Below are 22,445 nucleotides of genomic sequence, written 5' to 3' on the forward strand. Positions count from 1 at the left end.
CGATCGGGGGCTTGATGCGGCCAGCCCGACGCAAGATCTGATGGACTGTTGAAACGGCGGGCGAACGAAAGCCTTCGCGTTCCAGGCAGTGAGCTATCTTACGAGCTCACAATGCCGGATGAGCATCACGTACCGCTAGAATGCGTGCCTCGAGCTCACAATCGGTCCGTCCCGGGCTCGAATGCGGTCGGCGCGAGCGGTCGTCAACATCCCGCTCACTCTGCCATCGCTCAAGCCACTTGTAGCCGGTGTCGGGATGAATGTTGAAGCGCCGACAGAGCTCCCGCCGGTTCGCTCCTCCTGCATCGCAAGCCGTACAAACTCACGCCGCTGATCCATCACCGACATCTCTCGCCAGGGCATGGATTTGGCCTCCCACACTGCCAAATCCAAGCACTATGATGTGTCGCCTATGTCCCCGAACACCCGTCGGTCATGTCCCCGGGCTGAACACTTGATCGGGCGATCCAGTACTCCGAGACAGCAGTGATTGAGTCGAGAAGCTGCGGCGTACTGGATGCCCCGCCCCAGTGCGCAAGTGCGCACAAGGCGGGGCATGACACCGAGAATTAGGAGGGGGTTTGCCACTCCTCACGCACGCTTTCGTCGGACTCTCTGCCCAACGCGCCAGCTTTCATCGCCTCAAACTCGTCGCGCGGCATCAACTGCCCCAGCGCCCACACCGCGGCCCCGCGCACCAGCGGGCTGGCGTCGTCCAGCAATCGCCGCGCCTGCTCCGCCAGCGCCGCATCGCCGGAGTTGCCGATCGCGATCAGCACGTTGCGCAGGAAGCGGTCGCGGCCGATGCGCTTGACCGGCGACTTCGTGAACAGCGCGCGGAACGCTGCGTCGTCGAGGCGCGCGAGTTCGGCGAGACCGGGCGCGCGTAACTCGTCACGCGCGGCGAGTTTTGCTTCGCGGCCTTCCTGAGCGAACTTGTTCCATGGGCAGGCGGCGAGACAATCGTCGCAGCCATAGATACGGTTGCCGATGCTTTTGCGAAACTCGCGCGGGATCGGTCCCTTGTTCTCGATGGTGAGGTACGAGATGCAGCGCCGCGCATCGAGCCTGTAGGGCGCGGGAAAGGCCGCGGTCGGGCAGATGTCGAGACACGCCTGGCACGAGCCGCAATGATCGACCTCCGCGTCGTCGCGCGGCAGCTCCAGCGTGGTGTAGATCGCGCCGAGAAACAGCCATGAGCCGAATTCGCGCGAGACGAGATTGGTGTGCTTGCCCTGCCAGCCCAGATGCGCGGCCTGCGCCAGCGGTTTCTCCATCACCGCCGCGGTATCGACGAACACTTTGACTTCGGACGGCGCGGTCGCGACCAGCCAGCGCGCCAGCGCCTTCAGCCGCTTCTTGATCAGATCGTGATAGTCGTCGCCCTGCGCATAGACCGAGATCGCCGCGCGCGTGCGCTGCTCGAGGATCGCGAGCGGATCCTGGTCGGGGCCGTAGTTGACGCCGAGCATGATCACCGAGCGCACGTCCTGCCACAGCCCGCGCGGATCGACGCGGCGCTCCGGCTGTGCTGCGAGCCAGTCCATGTCGCCATGGCCGCCGGAAGCGATGAATTCGAGAAAATGCTTTCCGGCATTTTCGATTGTGCCGGGCTCAGTGATGCCGATGCAGTCGAAGCCGAGCGCGCGTGCTTCGTGCACAAGCGCCGCCTTCAATTCAGTCGGATCGGTGTTCAGAAGTCGAGGTCCACGTAGGTCCGCGACGCCGGTACGCCCGCCAGCCATTCGCTCAGCAGCGGACGGAACGACGGGCGGGATTTCACCCGCGCGTACCACGCCTTTGCTGCGTCGTCCTCGCTCCATGGCACGTCGCCCAGATAGTCGATCGCCGAAAGATGCGCCGCGGCGGCGAGATCCGCGTAAGTGAGCCGGTCGCCGGCGAGGAAGTTTCGCGTCTGCGCCAGCCAGCCGATATAGGCCAGATGATAGCGCACGTTGGCCTTGGCGGCGCGCATTACGTCGGCCGAGGGCGGGCCGCCGCCGTTCTCCTCGCTCATGAAGCGCTTGTAGATGCGCTCGGTGACGAGAGGATGGGAGACCTCCTCGAAGAACTTTTCGTTGAACCAGGCCATCAGCCGGCGCACTTCGACGCGCTCGGCGATCGTCTCCGGCATCAGCCGCTTGGCCGCCATCTCGGCGCCATAAGCCTCGTCTACATATTCGGCGATGATGGCCGCGCCTGGAATAGGCGGCTGCTCGTCGTCCACCAGGACCGGCGTGGTGCCTGCCGCATTGAGCAGCAGAAATGCCTCGCGCCGCTCCCAGCTGCGCTCTTCGACCAGCCGGAGTTCGAGCCCGTATTCTCCCGCGATCAGGCGGATGAAGCGCGAATGCGGGCAGAACGGATGATGGAACAGCGTAAACATGAAGCCTTTGATTATTTGATGGTGCTTAAGAATCCATCAATGTTTGTGTGGCGCGACACTAGTCCTTCAAAACCGCGAGGCAAGGGCGTGATTTCACGCATTTTGCGATTGCGGCATGGGGACGAATAGGCGAGAAGAGCCCCGCTTTTCCAGCGGAAATGGACCGTAAATATGTCAGACGTAATACGGGCAGTAATCCTTGGTATCATCGAGGGTGTGACCGAGTTCCTTCCCGTTTCCTCGACCGGCCACCTGCTGCTTGCGGAGCGCTTCTTCCACCTCGGCGAGGGCGATTTCTGGGATTCGTTTACGGTTCTGATCCAGCTCGGCGCGATCCTCGCGATCGTCGGGCTGTATTTCAGGAAGCTGTGGGATGTCGCGATCGGCTTCTTCACGGGCGATAGCTATTCGCGCCGCTTCGTGATCGGCGTGCTGGTGGCGTTCCTGCCCGCTGTCGTGGTCGGCCTCGTCGCCGGCAAATACATCAAGAGCGTGCTGTTCAATCCGTGGGTCGTTTGCTTCACGCTGATCGTCGGCGGCGCCATCCTGCTCTGGGTCGACAAGCTTAATCTCAAGCCGCGCGAGCACGACGCCACCAAGTTTCCGCTGCTGATGTACCTCTATATCGGTATTGCGCAGTGCGTGGCGATGATCCCGGGCGTGTCTCGCTCCGGTGCCAGCATCGTCGCTGCGATGCTTCTGGGGGCCGACAAGCGTGCGGCGGCGGAGTTCTCGTTCTTCCTCGCCATCCCCACCATGATCGGCGCGTTCGCCTACGACTTCTACAAGAGCCGCTCCGAGATGACGATGGACCACATGGGCATCGTCGCAATCGGCTTCGTGGTGTCCTTCATCACAGCGATCATCGTGGTGAAGACGTTCCTGGACTATGTCACCCGCCACGGCTTTGTGGTGTTCGCCTGGTGGCGCGTCATCGTCGGCACGCTCGGCCTGATCGCGCTGGCGCTCGGCCATTAACCTCTGAAAACTCGCCGATACGCCTCAACGTAATATAAGCTTTTGATCGGTAGGCAGTTTCCAGGGCAGGGCGGTCGCGCCCTGCACAGGAGCTGAACCATGACCCTCGTCAGTGGCTGGGGGCGCTTTCCGGTCGTCGATACCGATCTCCGGCGGCCGCGATCGTTAGCGGCGGTTGGTGAGGCCATCGCCGGTCTCGCCGGCGCTGTTGCGCGCGGCAATGGCCGGGCCTATGGCGACGCGGCCATCGGTGCAGCCAGAACCGTCGCGATGACGGGCTTCGACCGGGTCAGGTCGTTCGATCCGGCGACCGGGCGCATCCGCCTCGAGGCCGGTCTGCTGCTATCGGACCTGATCGACACTTTTGGACCCCGCGGCTTCCTCCCCTTCGTCGTGCCGGGTACGCAATTTGTCTCGATCGGCGGCGCCATCGCCGCGGACGTGCACGGCAAGAACCATCATTGCGAGGGCGGCTTCGGCCGCTATGTCGACAGCATCCTGCTCCGTACCGGACAGGGCGAAGTCATCGAGGCCTCGCGCGAGCAGAATTCGGATGCCTTCTTCGCGACCGTCGGCGGCATGGGCCTCACCGGTGTCATCCTTGAAGCGACGATGCGGCTGCGGCCGGTCGAGACCGGCTGGATCCGCGAGCGGGTGATCTCCGCGTCCGATCTGGATGCAGCGATGCGCGCGCTCGAGGCGAGCGATTCCGCGACCTATTCGGTGGCATGGATCGATTGCGCGGCGCGAGGGCGCGATCTCGGCCGCTCGCTGATCTATCTCGGTGAGCACGCACGCGCAGACGAGCTTGCCGGTGGCGCCGGTGCATTTCCGGCCGGCAGGAATCCCGCGCTCGCAGTGCCCGTCGACCTGCCGTCGATGACGCTGAACCGCTACAGCATCCGCGCCTTCAACGAACTCTACTGCCGCATGGGCGCGAGGCGCTCCGGTGGCAATCATGTGGTTTCGCTCTATCCCTATTTCTTCCCGCTCGACAGCATCGCCGACTGGAACCGTATCTATGGCCGGCGCGGCTTCCTCCAGCATCAATGCGTGATCCCGGAGCAGGGTGCGCGCGACGTGCTCGGCGATATCCTGGGCCGCGTCGCACGGCGCGGCGATGCCTCCTTCCTCGCGGTGCTGAAGAAGCTCGGTCAGGGCGACGGCATCCTGTCGTTCCCGTTGCCCGGCTACACCCTGGCGCTGGATTTCCCGGTTAAAGGCGACATCCTGAAGTTCCTCGACGAGATCGATCGCCTCGTCGTCGCCGCCGGCGGCCGGCTCTATCTCGCCAAGGATGCGCGCCAGTCTCGCGCGACGTTCGAGGCCGGCTATCCGGCCTTGTCGCGCTTCAACGCGATCCGCAAGTCGCTCGATCCCGCCGGAAATATCCGCTCAAAACTTTCACAGCGTCTGTTTGATGAGGTTTAAGCCGTGACGTCACGCAAGACAGTCCTGGTGCTGGGGGGCTCTTCCGATATCGGCCGCGCCACCGCGCGCGCCTTTGCGAAGGCAGGGTACGATGTCGCCCTCGCAGGGCGCGACGTCGCCGTGCTGGAGCCTGACGCAGCCGATCTGCGCGCGCGTTACAACGTCGAGGTTGGCATCCATCAATTCGACGTGCTCGACACCGCCTCGTTCGACGGGTTTGTCGGCGCGCTTCCGGCGTTGCCTGACGTGGTCATCTCGATCGTCGGATTATTGGGCGCGCAGGAGAGCGCGCAAGAAGATCTCGCGCACGCCACGACGATCATGCGCTCGAACTACGAAGGCCCTTCGCTGATCCTCGGCCTGTTCGCGGAAAAGTTCTTGGCGCGCGGCAACGGTACGATCGTCGGCGTGTCATCGGTCGCGGGCGATCGCGGCCGCGCCTCGAACTATGTCTACGGTTCGGCCAAGGCCGGCTTCTCGGCGTTCCTGTCCGGCTTACGCGCCCGTGCGAGCCGCGGCGGCGTGCATGTCGTCACGGTGAAGCCCGGCTTCGTCCGAACGAAAATGACGGAAGGCATGAAGCTGATCGGGCCGCTCACTGTCGAAGCGCCAGTCGTGGGCGATGCGATTCTTCAGGCCGTCGAGAAGAAGACCGATATCGTCTATGTCAGCGGCAAATGGCGCCTCGTGATGCTGATCATCAAGACGCTGCCGGAGGCGATCTTCAAGAAGCTGAAGTTCTGAAGCTTTCTGCGCTGCGGCCACGGCGGCGGTGCACTCCCTCGCCCCGTTCGTCCCACAAACTCGTCATGGCCGGGCTTGACCCGGCCATCCACGTGCATCCGCGATTGCCGCAAGACGTGGATGCCCGGGTCAAGCCCGGGCATGACGACGTTGCGAGTTTACGCGCCGTTATGCTGGAACTGCCCGGCGGCGCGGAAGCGCCAAAGATATTGCGGGGCGATCGCTTCCAGCGAATCGCCTGATATGCCGAGGCCTTCCAGCGTCAGGCCGGCGGCCTTGGCCGCATCCGACACGACATTGTCGCGCTCGAGCAGCGTGACCTGGTCCGGCGTCAGCTTGAACGCGCCGGGTGCAAATTGAAGGAAGTTGGCCTGTAAGCGGGCGAGGCCGAACGGCAGCGGGATCAGCATCCGCTCGCGGTTGGTGATTTCGAGGATGGCCTCGATGATCTCGCGCATGGTCAGCACTTCCGGCCCGCCGAGCTCGTACGTGGCGCCGGCCTTGGCCTTGCCGTCGACGGCATCCGCGATCGCGGTGGCGACGTCGCCGACATAGACCGGCTGCATCCTGGTCTCGCCGCCGATCAGCGGCAGCACCGGCGACATCCGCGCCAGCGCGCCAAAACGGTTGGTGAACTGATCTTCGGGCCCGAAGACCACGGAGGGGCGGAAGATCGTCGCAGAGGGCACCGCGGCTGTCACCGCGGCCTCGCCGGCCGCCTTGGCCTTGGCATAGCGCGAGGGCGATTCGGCGTCGGCGCCTATCGCCGAAACGTGCACCAGCCTGGCGCCGGCGGCGGCCGCCGCCTTGGCGACGGTCTCGGCACCCTTGGCCTGGACGGCGTCAAAGGTCTGCCGGCCGCTCTCGGTGAGAATGCCCACGAGGTTGATCACGACATGCGAATCACGCACCGCCGCCTCGACCGAGGCCGGATAGCGCAAATTGGCCTGCACCGTGTGGACCTGCCCGACCCTGCCGGAGGGCTGGAGGTATCCGGCGAGTTCCGGCCGCCGCACCGCAACCCGGACCCGGTAATCCCGCCGGCACAGCGCGCGGACGACATTCCGGCCCAAAAACCCCGATCCGCCGAAAACCGTGACGAGAGTTTCCAGATTCGATGCCATGGGGTCCATTTCCTGCGGGAAGAGTGCGTCTTGTCAGGCTTGTATCGGGCCGGTTTGCATTGCGCAATCGGCATCCCCAAACCTGGATCACGCATGAATTGACAACGGCGTCACCGAACCGTAGTAACCGCCTCCGTGCCCCAAACGGCATGCCCAGGTGGTGGAATTGGTAGACGCGCTGGCTTCAGGTGCCAGTGGCTTAACGGCCGTGAAGGTTCGAGTCCTTTCCTGGGCACCACCCCCAACCCAAGTGGTTGAAATCGCTCAATTGCGGGGAACTTGAGCCGCTGACCGGTACACAAGCCCGGGACACAGCGTGTATGAGCTATCCAATGACCCGCATCTATCTCGACACCGATTCCTCGCACTGTAACTTCAGGGTGCGGACACCGACGGATGTCCCGCGCGTTCTCGACGACGACCGCCTAATGTTGGTTTTTGAGAGTGCATGGACGAACCTGGCGAGGGGTTTAGCCACCTACATTGCGCAAAAGCAGTATGCGCTTCGGCCCTGGCTGTATCGCGGATGCCGCGGGCTAGGTGATCACGGTTCCTTCGCAGGTCGATCCAGCGCGCGTTAACTTTGATACCAGCCACGACCGGCAGCATGCCGGCGCAGACGAGCCGATAGTGCTGCTCCACACGTTACTTCCCCTGTCCTCACCCCAGGCGACCGCAGCTGCGGCGTAGGATTGCGAAGCGATCATCCAAAAAGGCCTCTTCTTGAATGTGAGCCCTAGCCAAAGCGCGACCCGGCTGGATGAGTGGTAGTGCTGCGTATCCTTTACGAAGAAGTCTTTCAAATGAGGTCCAGCGACCATGGCGATCCCGGACTACCAAGCGCTAATGTTGCCAGTGCTTCAACTCGCCAACGAGGGAGAGCATCGGGTCGCCGACGTCGTTGATCTTGTCGCCAACAAGCTCGGCCTGGCTGAAGAGGAGAGGGAGAAGCTCTTGCCGAGCGGACGTCAGCGCGTCCTGCACAATCGCATACACTGGGCCAAGTTCTATCTCACCAAGGCTGGCCTCCTTAGCTCGCCTGGAAGAGGCAGGTTTTCTATCACCGAAGCGGGGCGGGGATTGCTTGCGGAGAACTTGGCACGCATCGATGTGTCGGTCTTGATGAGACAGCCAGAATTTCGAGAGTTTTATCGAAGCGAAGGTAGCGCGGCCTCCAATACATCTGAGGAAACCACCACACCCGGCTCTCCCGTCTCCGGGACGGCTACACCGGAAGAGCAGATCGAGGCGGCTTACCAGACCCTTGAAGCCACCCTCCGCGCGGATCTCCTAGGGCGAATTGCGAAAAATAGCCCCGCCTTCTTCGAACAATTGATCATCGAACTTCTGGTAGCGATGGGGTACGGCGGATCGCATAAGAATGCCGCTGCCCAGCTAGGGCGATCGGGTGATGGAGGCGTCGATGGTGTGATTAATGAAGACCGGCTGGGGCTCGATCGAGTTTACGTTTAGGCCAAGCGCTATTCGGCTGGGAACGCTGTGGGACGGCCGGATGTGCAAGCTTTCGTTGGCAGCCTTGTCGGTCTCGGCGCGAGCAAGGGCGTTTTTGTAACTACCTCCACCTTCAGCGCTCAAGCGCGCGACTTTGTAAAGCACCTTTCCCAGCGGGTTGTCCTTCTCGATGGTGGAAGCCTGGCAGACCTGATGATCGAACATGGAATCGGAGTGCGAACAAACCGAACCATTGAGTTCAGACGATTGGACGAGGATTTTTTTGACGAGGCGTAGCGCGAGCCTCGAAGACGATTGTTTCCGGTACACAAAGCCGGGACATAAGGGCATATCGGCGGGGCTCAAAAACCGGCAAAATCAGCTTTTTTGAGAGTGGCGATCCAGTCCTTTCGGAGGCACTATTTTGCGGGATTTAGACGCAAATGGCGCTTCTTCCGATCGCTGGGATAGCAGGGCGGCTATCCATGCGTCGCCGTCGGAAGGTCCATTAGCGGACTGAAACCAGCCCGCCCGCCCTCAGACCACCCGTCTCCCCGCCCGATTCGCGACTGCTTTCTGCACAAAGTACATAGCGACCAGCGAGACGATCGCCGACGCGACGACGACGTAGCCGATCCGGTCGAAATGGATCAGCGACCCGTCCGGTTCTTGCGCGATGATCGCGCCAGCGAGCACCGAGCCGAGCCCCCCGGAGAGCTGCTGAAGTGAGGCGCTGACCGCGCTGAACGAGCCGCGCTGGTTGGCGTCGGGGATCGCCGACATCAGGGCCTGCGACGGGATCATGCGGGAGAAGATGCCGACGAACATCAGGACGTTGACGAGGATCGCGGTCGCGAGCGAGACGTGGCCGAGATGGGTGTAGATCAGCACCATGATCACCGACACCACGCTGCCGAAGACAAAGGTTGGGTATTTGCCGAACGCGTCGCTCGCCCTGCCGACCAGCGGTCCCGTGACGATACTGAACAGGCCGGAGACGAGATAGATCGTCGGTAAATGCTGGATGTCGATGCCGAGATTATGCACGGTGAAGGCGCTGGAGAACGGCATCAGCATGTACCCGCCGGTCGCCAGCAGCGTCGTGACCGCAAAGGCCAGCGTATAGCGCGGTTGTCCGATGGTCGCGATCAGGTGGCGGAACGGGTTTCGGTCCTGCTTCAGTCGCAGATGCGCGTCGACCGGCTCCATCGCAAAACCGATGACGGCGATCGCGACGATGGACAGGCCGACGATCGCAACGAAGCAGACGTGCCAGTTCCAGTGATTGGCGAGAAACAGCCCGGCCGGAATGCCGAGCACCTGACTCGCGGCAAACGCGGTCTGGATGAATCCCATCACGCGGCCGCGATGATGCAGCGGGAACAGGTCGGTGACGATGGCAAGCACGACCGAGCCGATTACGCCGCCGAACAATCCGGTCACGATCCTTCCGAGCAGCAGGACTTGGTAATTCTGCGCCGCGGCGCAGAGCATGGTCCCGAGCGTGAAGCCGACATAGAAGAACAACAGCAGGCGCTTGCGATCGAAGCGATCGGCAAAGCCGGCGGCCAGGATGCCCGAAATCCCCGCGCTGAACGCGTAGGCCGAAACCGCGACGCCGAACTGTCCGGCCGTGATGTTGAGGGAGGGCATCAGGATGGCGCCGAGCGGCGACATGATGATGAAATCGAGAATGATCGTGAACTGGGTGAACGCGAGCAGCGCGATGAGGAGCGACTGGTAGCGCGAAAACCCGCGCTGGCGCTCCTGTTGATCGTCGATGGGCGCTGCGAGCGTTTGTTCGGTCATGGCACCTGGTTCATGGCAAGCGGGGAAGGGGAGCGCGAGAAGCTGACGACAGATGGGGTGGTGCGGGGACGATTTCCACGGCGCGCATGGCGCAAGCTCCGCTGGAATATGAAGCTCGTGCCGGGTTGTGGGATCCATGCAACAGCCCGGCGGCCAAGAACCGTCTGTCCTCTCTCGCAATCGGACCTGGGCATCCCGTGAAGGCCGGGCCTTACCGCGTCGAAAGTCTCCCTAAAGCCACAGCCTGCATGCTTTGAAGGTCGTGCAAGCGTAAATAACGCTGACGTAACGCCGGACTAACGCCGGAAGTGACGGCGGTCATCATTCTTCCCGCGCCTTCTTCCCAACCCCGAGTTTGGAAGAAGATGGGGGACAAACATGAATATTTCAGTCGCATCTCAATCACGAGTAACCATTTTCCTCGCAACCGCGCTCGTTGCCGCGATTGCGACCTGTGCCGGCGTGCCGCAAGCCCGGGCTCAATTCGTGTGCGTGGATAGTGCCGCCTCTGTTCAAGGCGCAACGGCAGCTGGATCAGCGGGTAATTTTGCCTGCGGACCCAGCGCAAACTCCAGCGGCACAGGCGGCAACAACACCGCGGTCGGGGCTGGCGCCAACGCCAGCGGAAATACCAGCGGCAATCTCGCCGTCGGCCTCGGCAACGCCAGTGGCAATAACAGTGTCAATACCGCGGTCGGGGACAACACCGATGCCAGCGGCAACGGCAGCATGAACACAGCGTCCGGCGACGGAGCCATTGCCAAGGGCGACGGCAGCAAGAACATTGCGACCGGGTTCGTCGCCAGGGCCAATGGCGATAACAGCTCCAATATTGCGACCGGTAACCTCGCGAATGCGAGTGGCGCAGGCAGCAACAACACCGCGACGGGGCGCACCGCCAATGCCGCCGGCAACGCCAGCAACAACATTGCGGCCGGGACCAGCGCCAACGCCAGCGGCGACAGCAGCTCCAATGTCGCGACCGGGTTGAATGCCAATGCCAGCGGGGCCGGAAGCCGAAACGTCGCGACCGGCGATGGCGCCAACGCGAGCGGCGCCGGCAGCTTCAACGCGGCGACCGGATTCCTGGCGAATGCCCGTGGTGCCAACTCGGGGAATGTCGCGAACGGGGCCGGCGCTCAAGCGGGCGGCGACGGTAGCGCAAACGTCGCGATGGGACTCAACGCGAACGCCAGCGGAAACGGTGTCGCGAACACCGCGGTGGGCAACGGCTCCAACGCGACCGGCGCGAATTCATCTGCCTTCGGCAATGGCGCGTCAGCGACCTTCGCCAACTCGACCGCTATTGGCAACGGCGCCACCGCGACGCGTGCGAACCAGCAGGTTTACGGTACCGCGACCAACACCTACACGATGGCCGGCATTACCTCGGCCGCGAGCAAGGCCGCGCAGTCCGGACCGCAGCAACTTGTCACCACGGACTCCGCCGGCAATCTCGCCTCCACGTCGCTCAGTGCGCTCGGGCTTGCCAGCACGGGAGACATCGCAGGCATCAATGCCCGCCTCAACGAACTCGACGGCAGGACCGGCAAGGCGATCAACGGCGTCGCGATGGCCTTCGCGATGTCCGGCTCGCCGTGGCTGATGCCGTCCGAGAAGATCGCGATGAGCATGAACTGGGGAACGTTTCAGGGCACCAATGCCCTTTCTATGAGTGCCGCGCTCCGCGTCAGCGAGCACGTGTAGGCCAGCGGCGGCCTTTCCTATGGCACGAATGGCGGCGGGGTGGGCGGACGCGTCGGAATGCGCGTCGGCTGGTGAAGGCAGGCGTAGTCATTCGATGCAACTGATTGCGCGTGCCGTGATTGCGTTGGTGTTGCTGCTGTCCTGTGGAAACGACAGGGCGGCGGCCCAACAGAAGACGCCTGCGCCGGCGGCCGCTCCCGTGCAGCCGTCCCTGCCTGTCACGCTGGAGCAGGCGCTCTATCTGATCCGCTCGACGCTTCTCACGCTTAATGATGCCAATCGCACGGGCAATTACACGGTGCTGCGCGACCTCGCTGCGCCCGATTTCCGGGCGCGCAACACCGCCGCCGATCTCGGGCTGAATTTTCTCGACCTGCGGCGTCGCAACTTCGATCTCTACGGCGCTGCATTGCTGGCGCCGCAATTCACCGATGCGCCGACACTCGATCAACGCGGAATGCTGCGCCTTGCGGGATACATTCCGACCCAGCCGCAGCAGATCAAATTCGATCTCACGTTTCAGGTCGTGGCCGGGCAATGGCGTCTGTTCGGAATCGTCATCGCCACGCCGGAAGTTGCATTCGCACAGCCGCAAGCCCAGGCCGCTGCACCCGCGAAGCCGGCCGCGTCTGCGCAGAAGAAGTCTCCGTGAGCGCGATGGACCTTGCGCAGATAGCGCCAAATGCCGCGGAGCAGTTTCCAATGGCTTTCTTCGCGTCCGCCATGACCTGATCGGGCTGCAATTTCGGTCCGCGACAGGAATTAGGCGCCTGGGCGCCATCTCTCTCTCATCAACCTGATAAGGCTGCATTTTCGCTGCGCCTGCAGGCGTTTCGCACCCGGTCTCCGGCTGCTCCTCCACCTTGAATTAAGCCGCCCTTAGCGAATGCTCCCTTAGGGTTCCGACCGTCCATTTCCCTGCTCCCCCGGCCGAGGGCCGGTCATGTTGCGGTCAGTAGAGCGTTTTCGGATGGAGCAGCCTGCCTGGCAGTATGATTCTGGCGTGCCCGAGCCGTCGGCAGCGGCTGCCCGGACGCTTGTCATCGATCTCGAAGGCGCGCTGCTGCGTTCCGAACTGCTGATGGAAGCGCTGTTCAGTCGGCCCGGGCTCATGCTCGCCCGCTTCGGCGCGGGCGGACGCCCGGGGATGGCGGCGCTCACGGATATCCTGGCGCGGGCCGAGATCGACTACGCCCATCTGCCCTATGATTCCGACGTGCTGAACCAGGTGCTCGCGGCACGGGCGCGGGGCGAGAAGATCTATCTCGTGGCTGGCCGCTTCGCCCATCATGCGGCGGGCATTGCCGCGCATCTCGGCTTTGACGGCGTCGTTACGCCCGCCGATCTCGCCGCAGGCTACACGCTGCCGTTCGATCGCGCCTCCATCGAGCGCATCGCAAATCGCGGCAGCCGCAGCGCCAGCCCGACGACATCTAGTCTGAAGACCTGGGCGAAGGCGCTGCGCGTCTATCAATACGCCAAGAACACGCTGGTGTTCGTGCCGGCGATCACGGCGCATCAGATGAATCTTGCGACGCTCGGCTCTGCGCTGCTGGCGTTCCTGGCGTTCTCGGCCTGCGCGTCGGGCGCCTATCTGATGAACGACCTGCTTGATCTCGCCGCAGACAGGCAGCATCCGACCAAGCGCCATCGCGCGCTCGCCGCCGGCGACCTGCCGATCTCGTCGGCGCTGCTCGCGATCCCTGCGCTGTGGCTGTTTGCAGTCGTCGCCAGCCTCTGCATCTCGCCCGTCTTCCTCGGCGTGCTCGGCGCCTATCTCGCCACCACGATCGCCTATTCGCTCGTGCTCAAGCGCAAGATGCTGGTCGACGTCGTTACGCTCGCCGGCCTTTATACGTTGCGCATCATCGCCGGTGCGGTCGGCGTCGGCGTGGTGCTGTCGGAATGGCTTTTGATCTTCTCGCTGTTCGTGTTCACCTCGCTGGCGCTGATCAAGCGCTTCAGCGAGCTCAGCATGCGCGAGAGCGCAGGTCTCGCTGATCCCTCCAACCGCGACTACAGGATCACCGACCTGCAAATCATCGCCGCGATGGCGGCCGCGAGCGCAATGAACGCGGTGACCGTGTTCTCGCTCTATGTGTCCTCGTCGGCGGTGACGCCGCTCTACAGCCGCCCCTGGATGCTGTGGCTCCTGAACCCGCTGCTGCTCTACTGGTTCGGCCGCGCCTGATGATGGCGCATCGCCGCGAGATGCCCGACGATCCCATCATCTACGCGTTTCGCGACGGCCCCAGCCGCACCACGGTCGCGGCGATGATCTGCATCATGCTGGCGGCGATCTGACCGGGCTTTTGAGGGCATCGCGCGCTTGCGCGGCCTGCCTCAAGTGGCTACATCGCGGGCAATCCGAATTAGCCTATTGTGCCGACAGACCAATCCGATCGAGGTTTTGAAACGCCATGACCGTACGCCTGCATCGCGGCGACCTGCCCGACCTGTCCCGCTATACCGGAGCGGTGGCGATCGATACCGAGACCATGGGATTGAACCCGCACCGCGACCGGCTCTGCGTGGTGCAGCTCTCGCCCGGCGACGGCAGCGCCGACGTGGTGCAGATCCCCAAGGGTCACACCGACGCGCCCAACCTGAAGGCCCTGCTGGCCAATCCTGCGATCACCAAGATCTTCCACTTTGCGCGGTTCGACGTCGCGGTGCTGTACCAGACCTTCGGCGTGATGACCGGGCCGATCTACTGCACCAAGATCGCCTCGCGCCTGACGCGCACCTATACCGACCGCCATGGCCTCAAGGACCTCGTGCGCGAGGTGCTCAATGTCGACCTCTCCAAGCAGCAGCAGTCGAGCGACTGGGGTTCCGACAGCCTGAGCGAGCCGCAGCTCGCCTACGCGGCCTCCGATGTGCTGCATCTGCATGCCCTAAGGGAGCGGCTTGACGCCATGCTGGTCCGGGAAGGCCGGACCGCCCTGGCGCAGGCCTGTTTCGACTTCCTGCCGACCCGCGCGCTGCTCGACCTCCAGGGCTGGTCGGAAGAGGACATTTTCGCGCATTCCTAGAGCATGATCCGGACCCGAAGGGCCGAGTTAGCGCAAAGTGCGAAGCGGTTTTCCGAAAAGATCATGCTCAAACAATAACCTGGAACGCCTCGAACGGCGGCTAGGCTGGGGTAGCCGCCCCGTTTCGGACACTTTCGTAACGGCCTGTCCCGGGCTGCATATTGTGGCGGTGCCGGGTACAATGGAGCGCCATTCAACCGGACAAGGCGAGCCACACCTCGGGAGCTCAGGTGAATTCGGCCCAGAATCCAACCTACGACGCCGCGCTTGCGGCGAAGTTCGCCAGCGCGGCACGTCACAGCCGCCTGGTGCGGATTCTGCGCATCGCCGTGCCGGGCGCGGTGCTGTTGTCCCTGGCCGCCATCGTCGGCGTGTCGATCTTCAATCCGTTCCGAATGCTGATGCCGAACCTGCCGATCGATACCGGAAACATGGTGGTGTCGGGCACCAAGATCACCATGGAATCACCGCATCTGGCCGGCTACACGCCGGACCGGCGGCCCTATGAGCTCTGGGCCAAGGCGGCGACGCAGGACATCACCGACCCCGATCATGTCGATCTCTCGGATCTGCGCGCGAAAGTGCTGATGGAGGATCAATCAACCCTGTTCCTCGATGCCCGCACCGGCCGCTTCGACAACAAGCAGCAGCAGCTCGACCTGCACAAGGACATCTTCCTGCGCACCTCGACCGGCTACGAGGCGCGGCTGAACTCGGCTTTCGTCGACATGGGCAAGGGCACGGTCTCGTCGGATGACCATGTCGACGTCAAGCTGACCAACGGGACGCTGACCGCCGATCGGCTGCGCATCACGGAAGGCGGCGACGTCATCCGCTTCGAAGGCAACGTGGTGATGCATCTCGACAAGCTGGACGACGGTGCCGCTGCTCCGCCTGCGCCCGCCGAGCCCGCACCGCCGACGAAGCCGCGCGCCTCCCAAAACAAGTCTGCCAATTCAAGATGATTTTCATGATCAGGTTTTTTCCGCGCAACGAAGACAAGCGTCGCGCCATCCTCCGTGCGGCCGCGCTCGCCGTCGGCATCGGGCTGACGGGTGCGGCAATCGCGCAGAGCACGATGCAAGGTGTGCCCAACGCGATGCAGGGCTTTTCGCAGAATCGCGATCAGCCGATCCAGATCGAAGCCGCCTCGCTCGAGATGCGCGACAAGAAGAAGGAAGCGACTTTCGCCGGCAATGTGAAGGTCGTGCAGGGCGATACCACCATGACCTCGAAGACGCTGGTGGTGTTTTACGAGTCGGGCGGCGACAAGCCCGCTACGCCCCAGCCCACGGCTGCGAAAGGGGCCAAGGCCGCGCCGATGCAGTCGGCGACGCCGGGGCCCGGCGGCAGCTCCTCAATCAAGCGGCTGGAAGCGCGCGGCAATGTCGTGGTCACCCAGAAGGACCAGGTGGTGACAGGCGAGACCGCCGTGTTCGACACCAAGACCAACCTCATCACCATGCTCGGCGGCGTGGTCCTGACGCAGTGCAAGAACGTGCTGCGCGGCGACCGGTTGATGGTCGACATGACGACAGGTGTGTCGCGGGTGGAATCCGACAGCGGCCGCGTTCAGGCGCTGCTACCGCAAGGCGGCGGCAGTGATTGCGGTCCGGGCGGTCCAGCCAAGCCTGGTGCGGGCCCGCCGCTGCAATTGCCCGGTGCAGGTAAGCAAAAGTAAATTTCGTATGCAAATTCAATGACTTGAATCGGATTCAGCCGATCCGAGGTTGAAGCTTGCCCGGCGAGACTGTATCTAGCGCAGGGCTATTGAGGCGGGGTCCGCCGCTTTTCGGGCGTGTTTCACTGGGCATGAGACATCCCTTCATTCAAGCTGCGTCGGCGAATCGAGGCCGGCGCGGCAGATCGCGCGAGCATCGCGCAGGATCACCGTGGAAGGCTAGAAGGCGGGGATGGTCGATCTATTCAGCATGTTCCGTCGGCGCCCCGCTAAGCGCGGCCGGCCAGGATTTGCGCGTCAGGACATCACTGCGCTCGGTGACAGCGTCGGGGGGCTGGTGACCAGCCCGGTGCGGGATGCGCCGCCGATCGCCCGTGACCAGCCAATGCACGCGCCCGATCAGTTCCAGGGCAACTATCAAGCCGAGTTCCAAGCCGAGCCGCCGCCGCGACCGCAGGCGGTTCACCCCGTCAGGAACGCAGCCAAGCCGAACAGCGCCGGCGGGCCGCAGCTACTGCGGCGGCCGGGCTTTCTGGCCGTGCATAGCGTGGAAAAGGCCTTCGGCAGCCGTCAGGTGGTGCGCGGCGTCAGCATCTATGTGCGCCGCGGCGAAGCCGTCGGCCTGCTCGGCCCGAACGGGGCCGGCAAGACCACCGTGTTCTACATGATCACCGGGCTGATCAAGGCCGATCGTGGCGCGATCGAGCTCGACGGCCATGACGTGACGAAGCTGCCGATGTACCAGCGCGCGCGGCTCGGCATCGGCTATCTGCCTCAGGAAGCCTCGATCTTCCGTGGCCTCACCGTCGAGCAGAACATCCGCGCCGTGCTCGAAGTGGTCGAGCCCTCGCGGAAGAAGCGCGAGCAGCAGCTCGACGAGCTGCTCGACGAATTCAACATCACGCGCCTGCGGAAATCGCCGTCGATCGCGCTGTCCGGCGGCGAGCGGCGCCGCGTCGAGATCGCGCGCGCGCTGGCGACGCGTCCGAACTACATGCTGCTCGACGAACCCTTCGCCGGCATCGATCCGATCGCGGTCGGCGACATTCAGGACCTGGTCCGCCATCTCACCAATCGCGGCATCGGCGTGCTGATCACCGACCACAATGTGCGTGAGACGCTCGGCCTCACCGATCGCGCCTATATCGTCTATGCCGGTGAAATCCTGACCGAGGGGAGCCCGGATGAAATCGTTGCCGATCCGGACGTTCGCCGGCTTTACCTTGGCGAGGAATTCCGCCTCTAGCCCGTTTTTCCTATCCGTCAAGACGTGTACATCGGGTCCTGACTAGGATAAGCAAGAATCGGACCATTTTTGGGATCGGTTCTTGCCTCATGGCACTTACGCAGAGATTAGAGTTCCGGCAATCGCAGTCGCTGGTCATGACGCCGCAGTTGATGCAGGCGATCAAGCTGCTGCAATTGTCCAATCTCGATCTCACGACGTTCGTGGAGGAGGAACTCGAGCGTAACCCTCTGCTGGAGCGGGCCAATGACGAGGCCCCCGCGGGCGATGCCCCGGCCGAGGCGGGCCAGTTCGGCGACGGCGATGAGTCCGGTGGCCAAGACGATGGTCACGGCGATGACGGTTTTGGCGGCAGCGGCAACGCCTTCGAGCCGGGCCAGGAAGAATGGATGAGCAAGGATCTCGGCACCCGCGCCGAGATCGAGCAGACCCTCGACACCGGCCTCGACAACGTCTTCTCCGAGGAACCGGCCGAGGCTGCGGCCCGCAATGCCCAGGATGCCGCGCCGACCACCTATACGGAATGGGGCGGCGGCGCCTCCGGGGATGAGGACTACAATCTCGAGGCCTTCGTCGCCGCGGAGACCACGCTCGCTGACCATCTCGCCGAGCAGCTTTCGGTCGCCTTCGCCGGGCCGGCGCAGCGCATGATCGGCCAATACCTGATCGACCTCGTCGACGAGGCCGGCTACCTGCCGCCTGATCTCGGCCAGGCTGCCGAGCGCCTTGGCGCATCGCAGCAGGACGTCGAGGACGTTCTTGCCGTGCTGCAAAAATTCGATCCGCCGGGCGTCTGCGCGCGCAATTTGAGCGAATGCCTGGCCATCCAGCTCCGCGAGCTCGACCGCTACGATCCGGCGATGCAGGCCCTGGTCGAGCATCTCGATCTCCTCGCCAAGCGCGACATCGGGGCCTTGCGCAAGCTCTGCGGCGTCGACGACGAGGATATTGCCGACATGATCGGCGAGATCCGCCGGCTCAATCCGAAACCCGGGATGAAGTTCGGCTCGGCCCGTTTGCAGACCATGGTGCCGGATGTCTATGTCCGCCCGGGTCCCGATGGCGGCTGGCATGTCGAGCTCAATAGCGACACGTTGCCCCGTGTGCTGGTCAACCAGACCTACTATTCCGAGCTGTCGAAGAAGATCGGCAAGGACGGTGACAAGTCCTATTTCACCGACGCACTGCAAAACGCGACCTGGCTGGTGCGCGCGCTCGACCAGCGCGCCCGCACTATCCTGAAAGTTGCGACCGAGATCGTGCGCCAGCAGGACGGCTTCTTCACCCATGGCGTGGCGCACCTGCGGCCGCTGAATCTGAAGGCCGTCGCCGACGCCATCCAGATGCATGAATCCACGGTGTCGCGTGTTACCGCCAACAAATACATGGCGACAAATCGCGGCACATTCGAGTTGAAATACTTCTTCACGGCCTCGATCGCCTCGGCCGACGGCGGCGAGGCACACTCCGCGGAAGCCGTTCGCCACCACATCAAGCAGCTGATCGATTCGGAAGAGCCTTCCGCGATCCTTTCGGACGACACCATCGTGGAACGGTTGCGCGCCTCGGGCATTGATATTGCCCGCCGCACGGTCGCGAAGTACCGCGAAGCCATGCGCATTCCTTCCTCGGTGCAACGCCGTCGCGACAAGCAGAGCGCTCTTGGTAACGTCCTCTCCACCGCACTGTCCGATCGCTCCCGCAACACCGAGCCGGCCTGATTGCGCTCGCGCCAAATCGCGTTACTCTCAATCCCCCATCGCGACCGATCCAAGCTAGGGCAAACCAAGCGAGGCATCACATGACTCTCAGAATTTCAGGAAAGAGCATCAGCGTCGGCGACGCCCTGCGCGGCCGCGTTACCGACCGCACCGACGAGGTGCTGCGCAAATATTTCGACGGGAATTATTCCGGCCATATCACGCTGAGCAAGGACGGCTTCGGCTTCCGAACGGACTGTGCGCTGCACCTTGATTCGGGAATTACGCTTGAGGCCGATTCGAACGCGTCGGACGCCTATGCCAGCGCCGACCAGGCGCTGCTGATGATCGAGAAGCGGCTCAAGCGCTACAAGAGCCGGCTCAAGGACCGCTCCGCCCGCAAGGCCCACGTCGCCTCCGCCGCCCTCGCTGCCCTCGATGCCACCAGCTATGTGCTCGAGGCGCCGGAGGGGGAGGACGAGGTCACCGGCTACAGCCCCGTCATCATCGCCGAGGCCACCACCTCGCTGAAGGCACTGTCGGTCAGCGAGGCGGTCATGGAACTCGACCTCAGCGGGGCACCCTGCCTGGTGTTCCAGCACGGTTCCAGCGGCCGGGTGAACATCATCTACCGCCGGGCCGACGGCAATGTCGGCTGGATCGACCCGCCGGGACCCAAGACGCCCGGAAAAGCAGGCGGTTAGGGCCGAGACCGGCCCCCGTACCACCCGCAGCCCTTAACAATCATCGGGGCAAAGCTGCACGCGGGAGTTGGCACCGGGATTGCGTTGGAGTAGAAGCGCCCCACATCAGGACCGGGGCTAAGTCCCCCTCCTGCTTCACGTTCTTGCCGCCGGCCCGGCGTGGTTCTTTCCAAGCTGGCCATTTCGGAACCTGACGGTTTAATTCACCTCGGAAAACTTCCATGCCGATTACCGATCTGGTCGCGCCCGAGGCGATTCTTCCGGCACTGAAGGTCAACAGCAAGAAACAGGCTCTCCAGGAACTCGCTGCCAAGGCCGCCGAGCTCACTGGCCAGAACGAGCGCTCGATCTTCGAGGTTCTGCTGCAGCGGGAAAAGCTCGGCACCACCGCCGTTGGCTACGGCGTCGCCATTCCTCACGGCAAGCTGCCCAAGCTGGAAAAGATTTTCGGTCTGTTCGCACGCCTCGATCGCCCGATCGATTTCGAGGCGATGGACGGCCAGCCGGTCGATCTCGTGTTCCTGCTGCTGGCCCCGGAAGGCGCCGGCGCCGATCACCTCAAGGCGCTGGCGCGCATCGCCCGCTTGCTGCGCGACCAGGACATCGCCAAGAAGCTCCGCGCCTCGCGCGATGCGCAGGCGATCTATTCGGTGCTCGCGCTGCCGCCTGCGACCGCGGCGTAACGTCGCTTTTCCTCTCCTCGTCTCCCGTTAAGAGCCCCGGATCGATCTGCGCGCCAAGCCCGCAGCGGCGAGGCACCGCGCTATGCAAGGCTTGCGACAGAGCCGCTCAAGAGGGTACTTGTCTCTGATCGGCGCCTGGGTTGACGTGAAGGGGGCGGGAAGTGAACAAAGCACCAGATCTCCGCTTTGGAGATCTGATCCTCGATGAAATGTGCCTCTTCGCGCGTCGCAACGGGCAGACGATTCAGTTCACGAGAAACGAGCGCGCGCTGCTGCTCGCTCTCACGCGCAATCCGCATCGTCTCATGCGCCGCGGCCATCTGCTCGATGAGGTCGCTTCGGAATCCGACGTATCCGACCGCAACATCGACTTTCTGGTGAACAGGCTGCGGGCAAAGCTCGGCGACAGCGCCAAATCGCCAAAGTACATCGCCACACAATATAGCGAGGGTTATGTCTGGATCGCTCCTCTGTCTCCGGCAGCGCCGATTGATGCGCTACTCGTTATCGGACCGGCTTTCGGACCACAGGGGCATCCCTTCAGCCAGCAGGCGTCATCCCTGGTCGGTCAGCTTCGCGACAAGACCGCGGCCGGCGTTGGCGTCAGCCACGAGGTTGTCGTTGCCGAGAACTGGCAGCCGGCCGCTGCCGACAAGCTGCGCTATCTCCTCCAGATGAGCTTTCTCGCCGGCGACGGACACCTTGATTGTGCGGCCACCTTGCGGGAGATGCCGTCAAAGCGCATCGTCAAGGTATTCCGTCTCGATCTCGACCTGGCGGACGCCTCATCGTTCACGACCGAGGCGGGCAGGGTCTCGAATGGCATCATCGAAGCCCTGTCGCAGGCCCTCATTGAGGCCTCCAACGGTCTCGGCACACCCGTGGACGAACCGCTTGAAACGCGGCTCCACAAGGCTGCAAGTCTGCTGTCGGCCTCAAACCGGTGGTGGCTGGCAAACGGCGAGCAATTGGGCAGGGACCGCGAGCAGGACCCGCTCAATGCAGACATCGCGCTGCAATGGTGTCTGCATCTGTTCGCGCGCCTTGTCCACACCAGCCCGTTCGGCGAGATCAGCTTGGAAGAACGCTACCGCATCGAAAGCGAGATCGACGCTACGGTGCTGGAGTGCCTGCCCGCCATCGAGGCCAACCCGATGCTGATGTTGGCGGCCGCCAAGCTGTTGTACTTCATCAACCGGGGTCATCTTGATCTCGCGGAGGACATTGCTGAGCGCGCCTTCGCCCGGACCGCGGACTTTGCCGCAGCGCTTCCCATCATGGGGCAATTGCGCTACGCGCGCGGCCATTTCGACGAAGCCGCCCGATTCTTTGATCGCGGCATCGAGATGTCCGAACCGGGCTCCGATTTGCATCTCCATATGCGGGTCTTGAAGGCCATTTCCGTGCTCGCGTCCGGCGACCGCGCATCGCTGGACCTGGCTGTCGCTGGTGCAGCCAGGGAGAGTCCGCGTTGCCCGCGCGACATCGGCTTGACGATCGGCTGGATGATCGCTTCACCGGGTCAGAAATTGCCAGCGGCGTCGGCGGATGTACTTGCCGCGATCGGCCCTGCGGGCGCGGGCAGCGCGATCGAATATCTCTACTTCACGTCGGCGCGTCATCTCGTCTCGGAACATGCACGCGCCAATGTCATGCGTGGTCTGATCGCGCACGTGACGAGGCTGCACGGCGAGGAGGCCATTCCCGCTTTCGTTCTCAGGAGCATCGGTCAGATTGCCGCAGCCTGAACTGTGGCCCGCATGCC

At 63.5% G+C, this 22,445-nt stretch carries 18 protein-coding genes, 1 tRNA gene and 3 pseudogenes; 17 read left to right on the top strand and 5 right to left on the bottom strand.

Annotation, left to right across the window (positions count from 1 at the left end):
* From AC629_RS48865 to AC629_RS21210, 3 genes and pseudogenes are all read right to left on the bottom strand, one after another.
* A pseudogene (locus AC629_RS48865) lies at positions 1–363 on the bottom strand (helix-turn-helix domain-containing protein); the annotation flags it as partial.
* Between the two features lie 206 nt (positions 364–569).
* Positions 570–1,745 (bottom strand): tRNA epoxyqueuosine(34) reductase QueG, encoded by a 1,176-nt coding sequence (queG, locus tag AC629_RS21205; protein WP_084806944.1) that lies wholly within the window; start codon positions 1,743–1,745, stop codon positions 570–572.
* Positions 1,694–2,386 carry a glutathione S-transferase family protein gene (locus AC629_RS21210; protein WP_084806945.1) on the bottom strand — a complete coding sequence of 231 codons (693 nt, stop codon included), beginning with the start codon at positions 2,384–2,386 and terminating at the stop codon, positions 1,694–1,696. The genes queG and AC629_RS21210 overlap by 52 nt, the downstream gene beginning before the upstream one ends.
* 171 nt (positions 2,387–2,557) lie before the next feature.
* Between AC629_RS21210 and AC629_RS21215 the strand changes: the two genes are divergently transcribed.
* The 3 genes from AC629_RS21215 (at position 2,558) to AC629_RS21225 (ending at position 5,539) form a co-directional block, all read left to right on the top strand.
* Positions 2,558–3,364 (top strand): undecaprenyl-diphosphate phosphatase, encoded by an 807-nt coding sequence (locus tag AC629_RS21215; RefSeq protein WP_084806946.1) that lies wholly within the window; start codon positions 2,558–2,560, stop codon positions 3,362–3,364.
* Between the two features lie 99 nt (positions 3,365–3,463).
* Positions 3,464–4,795 carry an FAD-binding oxidoreductase gene (locus AC629_RS21220; RefSeq protein ID WP_084806947.1) on the top strand — a complete coding sequence of 444 codons (1,332 nt, stop codon included), beginning with the start codon at positions 3,464–3,466 and terminating at the stop codon, positions 4,793–4,795.
* A 3-nt stretch (positions 4,796–4,798) separates the two neighbouring features.
* The gene (locus AC629_RS21225; protein WP_084806948.1) at positions 4,799–5,539 is read left to right on the top strand and encodes an SDR family oxidoreductase; all 741 of its coding nucleotides are present in this window, start codon (positions 4,799–4,801) and stop codon (positions 5,537–5,539) included.
* A gap of 158 nt (positions 5,540–5,697) precedes the next feature.
* On the opposite strand, the gene AC629_RS21230 is transcribed toward AC629_RS21225, so the two are convergent.
* Positions 5,698–6,663 carry a complex I NDUFA9 subunit family protein gene (locus AC629_RS21230; RefSeq protein WP_084806949.1) on the bottom strand — a complete coding sequence of 322 codons (966 nt, stop codon included), beginning with the start codon at positions 6,661–6,663 and terminating at the stop codon, positions 5,698–5,700.
* Positions 6,664–6,814: 151 nt separating this feature from the next.
* Here AC629_RS21230 and AC629_RS21235 point away from each other — a divergent pair.
* Positions 6,815–6,901: transfer RNA gene (locus AC629_RS21235), tRNA-Leu, on the top strand.
* A gap of 608 nt (positions 6,902–7,509) precedes the next feature.
* Positions 7,510–8,412 (top strand): annotated as a pseudogene (locus AC629_RS21240) (restriction endonuclease).
* Between the two features lie 240 nt (positions 8,413–8,652).
* On the opposite strand, the gene AC629_RS21245 reads toward AC629_RS21240, so the two are convergent.
* A complete protein-coding gene (locus AC629_RS21245; RefSeq protein ID WP_084806950.1) occupies positions 8,653–9,924 on the bottom strand; it encodes an MFS transporter in 1,272 nt (423 codons plus the stop codon).
* Positions 9,925–10,302: 378 nt separating this feature from the next.
* On the opposite strand from AC629_RS21245, the gene AC629_RS21250 reads away from it, so the two are divergent.
* The 12 genes and pseudogenes from AC629_RS21250 to AC629_RS21300 all read left to right on the top strand — a co-directional run bounded on the left by AC629_RS21250 (position 10,303) and on the right by AC629_RS21300 (position 22,428).
* Positions 10,303–11,631: a hypothetical protein gene (locus AC629_RS21250; protein WP_245331942.1), complete on the top strand. Its 1,329-nt coding sequence runs from the start codon at positions 10,303–10,305 to the stop codon at positions 11,629–11,631.
* 94 nt (positions 11,632–11,725) lie between these two features.
* The gene (locus tag AC629_RS21255; RefSeq protein ID WP_245331943.1) at positions 11,726–12,283 is read left to right on the top strand and encodes a hypothetical protein; all 558 of its coding nucleotides are present in this window, start codon (positions 11,726–11,728) and stop codon (positions 12,281–12,283) included.
* 318 nt (positions 12,284–12,601) lie between these two features.
* On the top strand, positions 12,602–13,822 hold the full coding sequence (locus AC629_RS21260) for a UbiA family prenyltransferase (protein WP_245331944.1): 1,221 nt from the start codon (positions 12,602–12,604) through the stop codon (positions 13,820–13,822).
* A 229-nt stretch (positions 13,823–14,051) separates the two neighbouring features.
* Entirely contained in the window at positions 14,052–14,666 is a 615-nt protein-coding gene (locus tag AC629_RS21265; protein ID WP_084806951.1) for a ribonuclease D, read from the top strand.
* Positions 14,667–14,896: 230 nt separating this feature from the next.
* Positions 14,897–15,631 (top strand): LPS export ABC transporter periplasmic protein LptC, encoded by a 735-nt coding sequence (lptC, locus tag AC629_RS21270; protein WP_084806952.1) that lies wholly within the window; start codon positions 14,897–14,899, stop codon positions 15,629–15,631.
* A 5-nt stretch (positions 15,632–15,636) separates the two neighbouring features.
* A complete protein-coding gene (locus AC629_RS21275; protein WP_084806962.1) occupies positions 15,637–16,347 on the top strand; it encodes an LptA/OstA family protein in 711 nt (236 codons plus the stop codon).
* Between the two features lie 232 nt (positions 16,348–16,579).
* Complete coding sequence (gene lptB / locus AC629_RS21280; protein ID WP_084806953.1) at positions 16,580–17,593, top strand: LPS export ABC transporter ATP-binding protein; 1,014 nt, start codon at positions 16,580–16,582, stop codon at positions 17,591–17,593.
* An 89-nt stretch (positions 17,594–17,682) separates the two neighbouring features.
* Entirely contained in the window at positions 17,683–19,314 is a 1,632-nt protein-coding gene (rpoN, locus tag AC629_RS21285; RefSeq protein ID WP_084806954.1) for an RNA polymerase factor sigma-54, read from the top strand.
* 80 nt (positions 19,315–19,394) lie between these two features.
* Entirely contained in the window at positions 19,395–19,997 is a 603-nt protein-coding gene (gene hpf / locus AC629_RS21290; RefSeq protein WP_084806955.1) for a ribosome hibernation-promoting factor, HPF/YfiA family, read from the top strand.
* 221 nt (positions 19,998–20,218) lie between these two features.
* The gene (gene ptsN / locus AC629_RS21295) at positions 20,219–20,680 is read left to right on the top strand and encodes a PTS IIA-like nitrogen regulatory protein PtsN (protein WP_074122528.1); all 462 of its coding nucleotides are present in this window, start codon (positions 20,219–20,221) and stop codon (positions 20,678–20,680) included.
* Positions 20,681–20,889: 209 nt separating this feature from the next.
* A pseudogene (locus AC629_RS50645) lies at positions 20,890–21,126 on the top strand (winged helix-turn-helix domain-containing protein); the annotation flags it as partial.
* A 228-nt stretch (positions 21,127–21,354) separates the two neighbouring features.
* Positions 21,355–22,428 (top strand): tetratricopeptide repeat protein, encoded by a 1,074-nt coding sequence (locus AC629_RS21300; RefSeq protein WP_245331945.1) that lies wholly within the window; start codon positions 21,355–21,357, stop codon positions 22,426–22,428.
* Positions 22,429–22,445: the final 17 nt, after the last annotated feature.

The organism is Bradyrhizobium sp. NAS80.1 (genome assembly GCF_001908205.1).
Taxonomy (GTDB): domain Bacteria; phylum Pseudomonadota; class Alphaproteobacteria; order Rhizobiales; family Xanthobacteraceae; genus Bradyrhizobium.

What these genes read in the sequence shown, in the direction of transcription:
- queG (WP_084806944.1), bottom strand. Translation starts at nt 1,745, where the DNA reads ATGGCTGGCGGGCGTACCGGCGTCGCGGACCTACGTGGACCTCGACTT.
- AC629_RS21210 (WP_084806945.1), bottom strand. Translation starts at nt 2,386, where the DNA reads ATGTTTACGCTGTTCCATCATCCGTTCTGCCCGCATTCGCGCTTCATC.
- AC629_RS21215 (WP_084806946.1), top strand. Translation starts at nt 2,558, where the DNA reads ATGTCAGACGTAATACGGGCAGTAATCCTTGGTATCATCGAGGGTGTG.
- AC629_RS21220 (WP_084806947.1), top strand. Translation starts at nt 3,464, where the DNA reads ATGACCCTCGTCAGTGGCTGGGGGCGCTTTCCGGTCGTCGATACCGAT.
- AC629_RS21230 (WP_084806949.1), bottom strand. Translation starts at nt 6,663, where the DNA reads ATGGCATCGAATCTGGAAACTCTCGTCACGGTTTTCGGCGGATCGGGG.
- AC629_RS21245 (WP_084806950.1), bottom strand. Translation starts at nt 9,924, where the DNA reads ATGACCGAACAAACGCTCGCAGCGCCCATCGACGATCAACAGGAGCGC.
- AC629_RS21250 (WP_245331942.1), top strand. Translation starts at nt 10,303, where the DNA reads ATGAATATTTCAGTCGCATCTCAATCACGAGTAACCATTTTCCTCGCA.
- AC629_RS21255 (WP_245331943.1), top strand. Translation starts at nt 11,726, where the DNA reads ATGCAACTGATTGCGCGTGCCGTGATTGCGTTGGTGTTGCTGCTGTCC.
- AC629_RS21260 (WP_245331944.1), top strand. Translation starts at nt 12,602, where the DNA reads ATGGAGCAGCCTGCCTGGCAGTATGATTCTGGCGTGCCCGAGCCGTCG.
- AC629_RS21265 (WP_084806951.1), top strand. Translation starts at nt 14,052, where the DNA reads ATGACCGTACGCCTGCATCGCGGCGACCTGCCCGACCTGTCCCGCTAT.
- AC629_RS21275 (WP_084806962.1), top strand. Translation starts at nt 15,637, where the DNA reads ATGATCAGGTTTTTTCCGCGCAACGAAGACAAGCGTCGCGCCATCCTC.
- lptB (WP_084806953.1), top strand. Translation starts at nt 16,580, where the DNA reads ATGGTCGATCTATTCAGCATGTTCCGTCGGCGCCCCGCTAAGCGCGGC.
- rpoN (WP_084806954.1), top strand. Translation starts at nt 17,683, where the DNA reads ATGGCACTTACGCAGAGATTAGAGTTCCGGCAATCGCAGTCGCTGGTC.
- hpf (WP_084806955.1), top strand. Translation starts at nt 19,395, where the DNA reads ATGACTCTCAGAATTTCAGGAAAGAGCATCAGCGTCGGCGACGCCCTG.
- ptsN (WP_074122528.1), top strand. Translation starts at nt 20,219, where the DNA reads ATGCCGATTACCGATCTGGTCGCGCCCGAGGCGATTCTTCCGGCACTG.
- AC629_RS21300 (WP_245331945.1), top strand. Translation starts at nt 21,355, where the DNA reads ATGAGCTTTCTCGCCGGCGACGGACACCTTGATTGTGCGGCCACCTTG.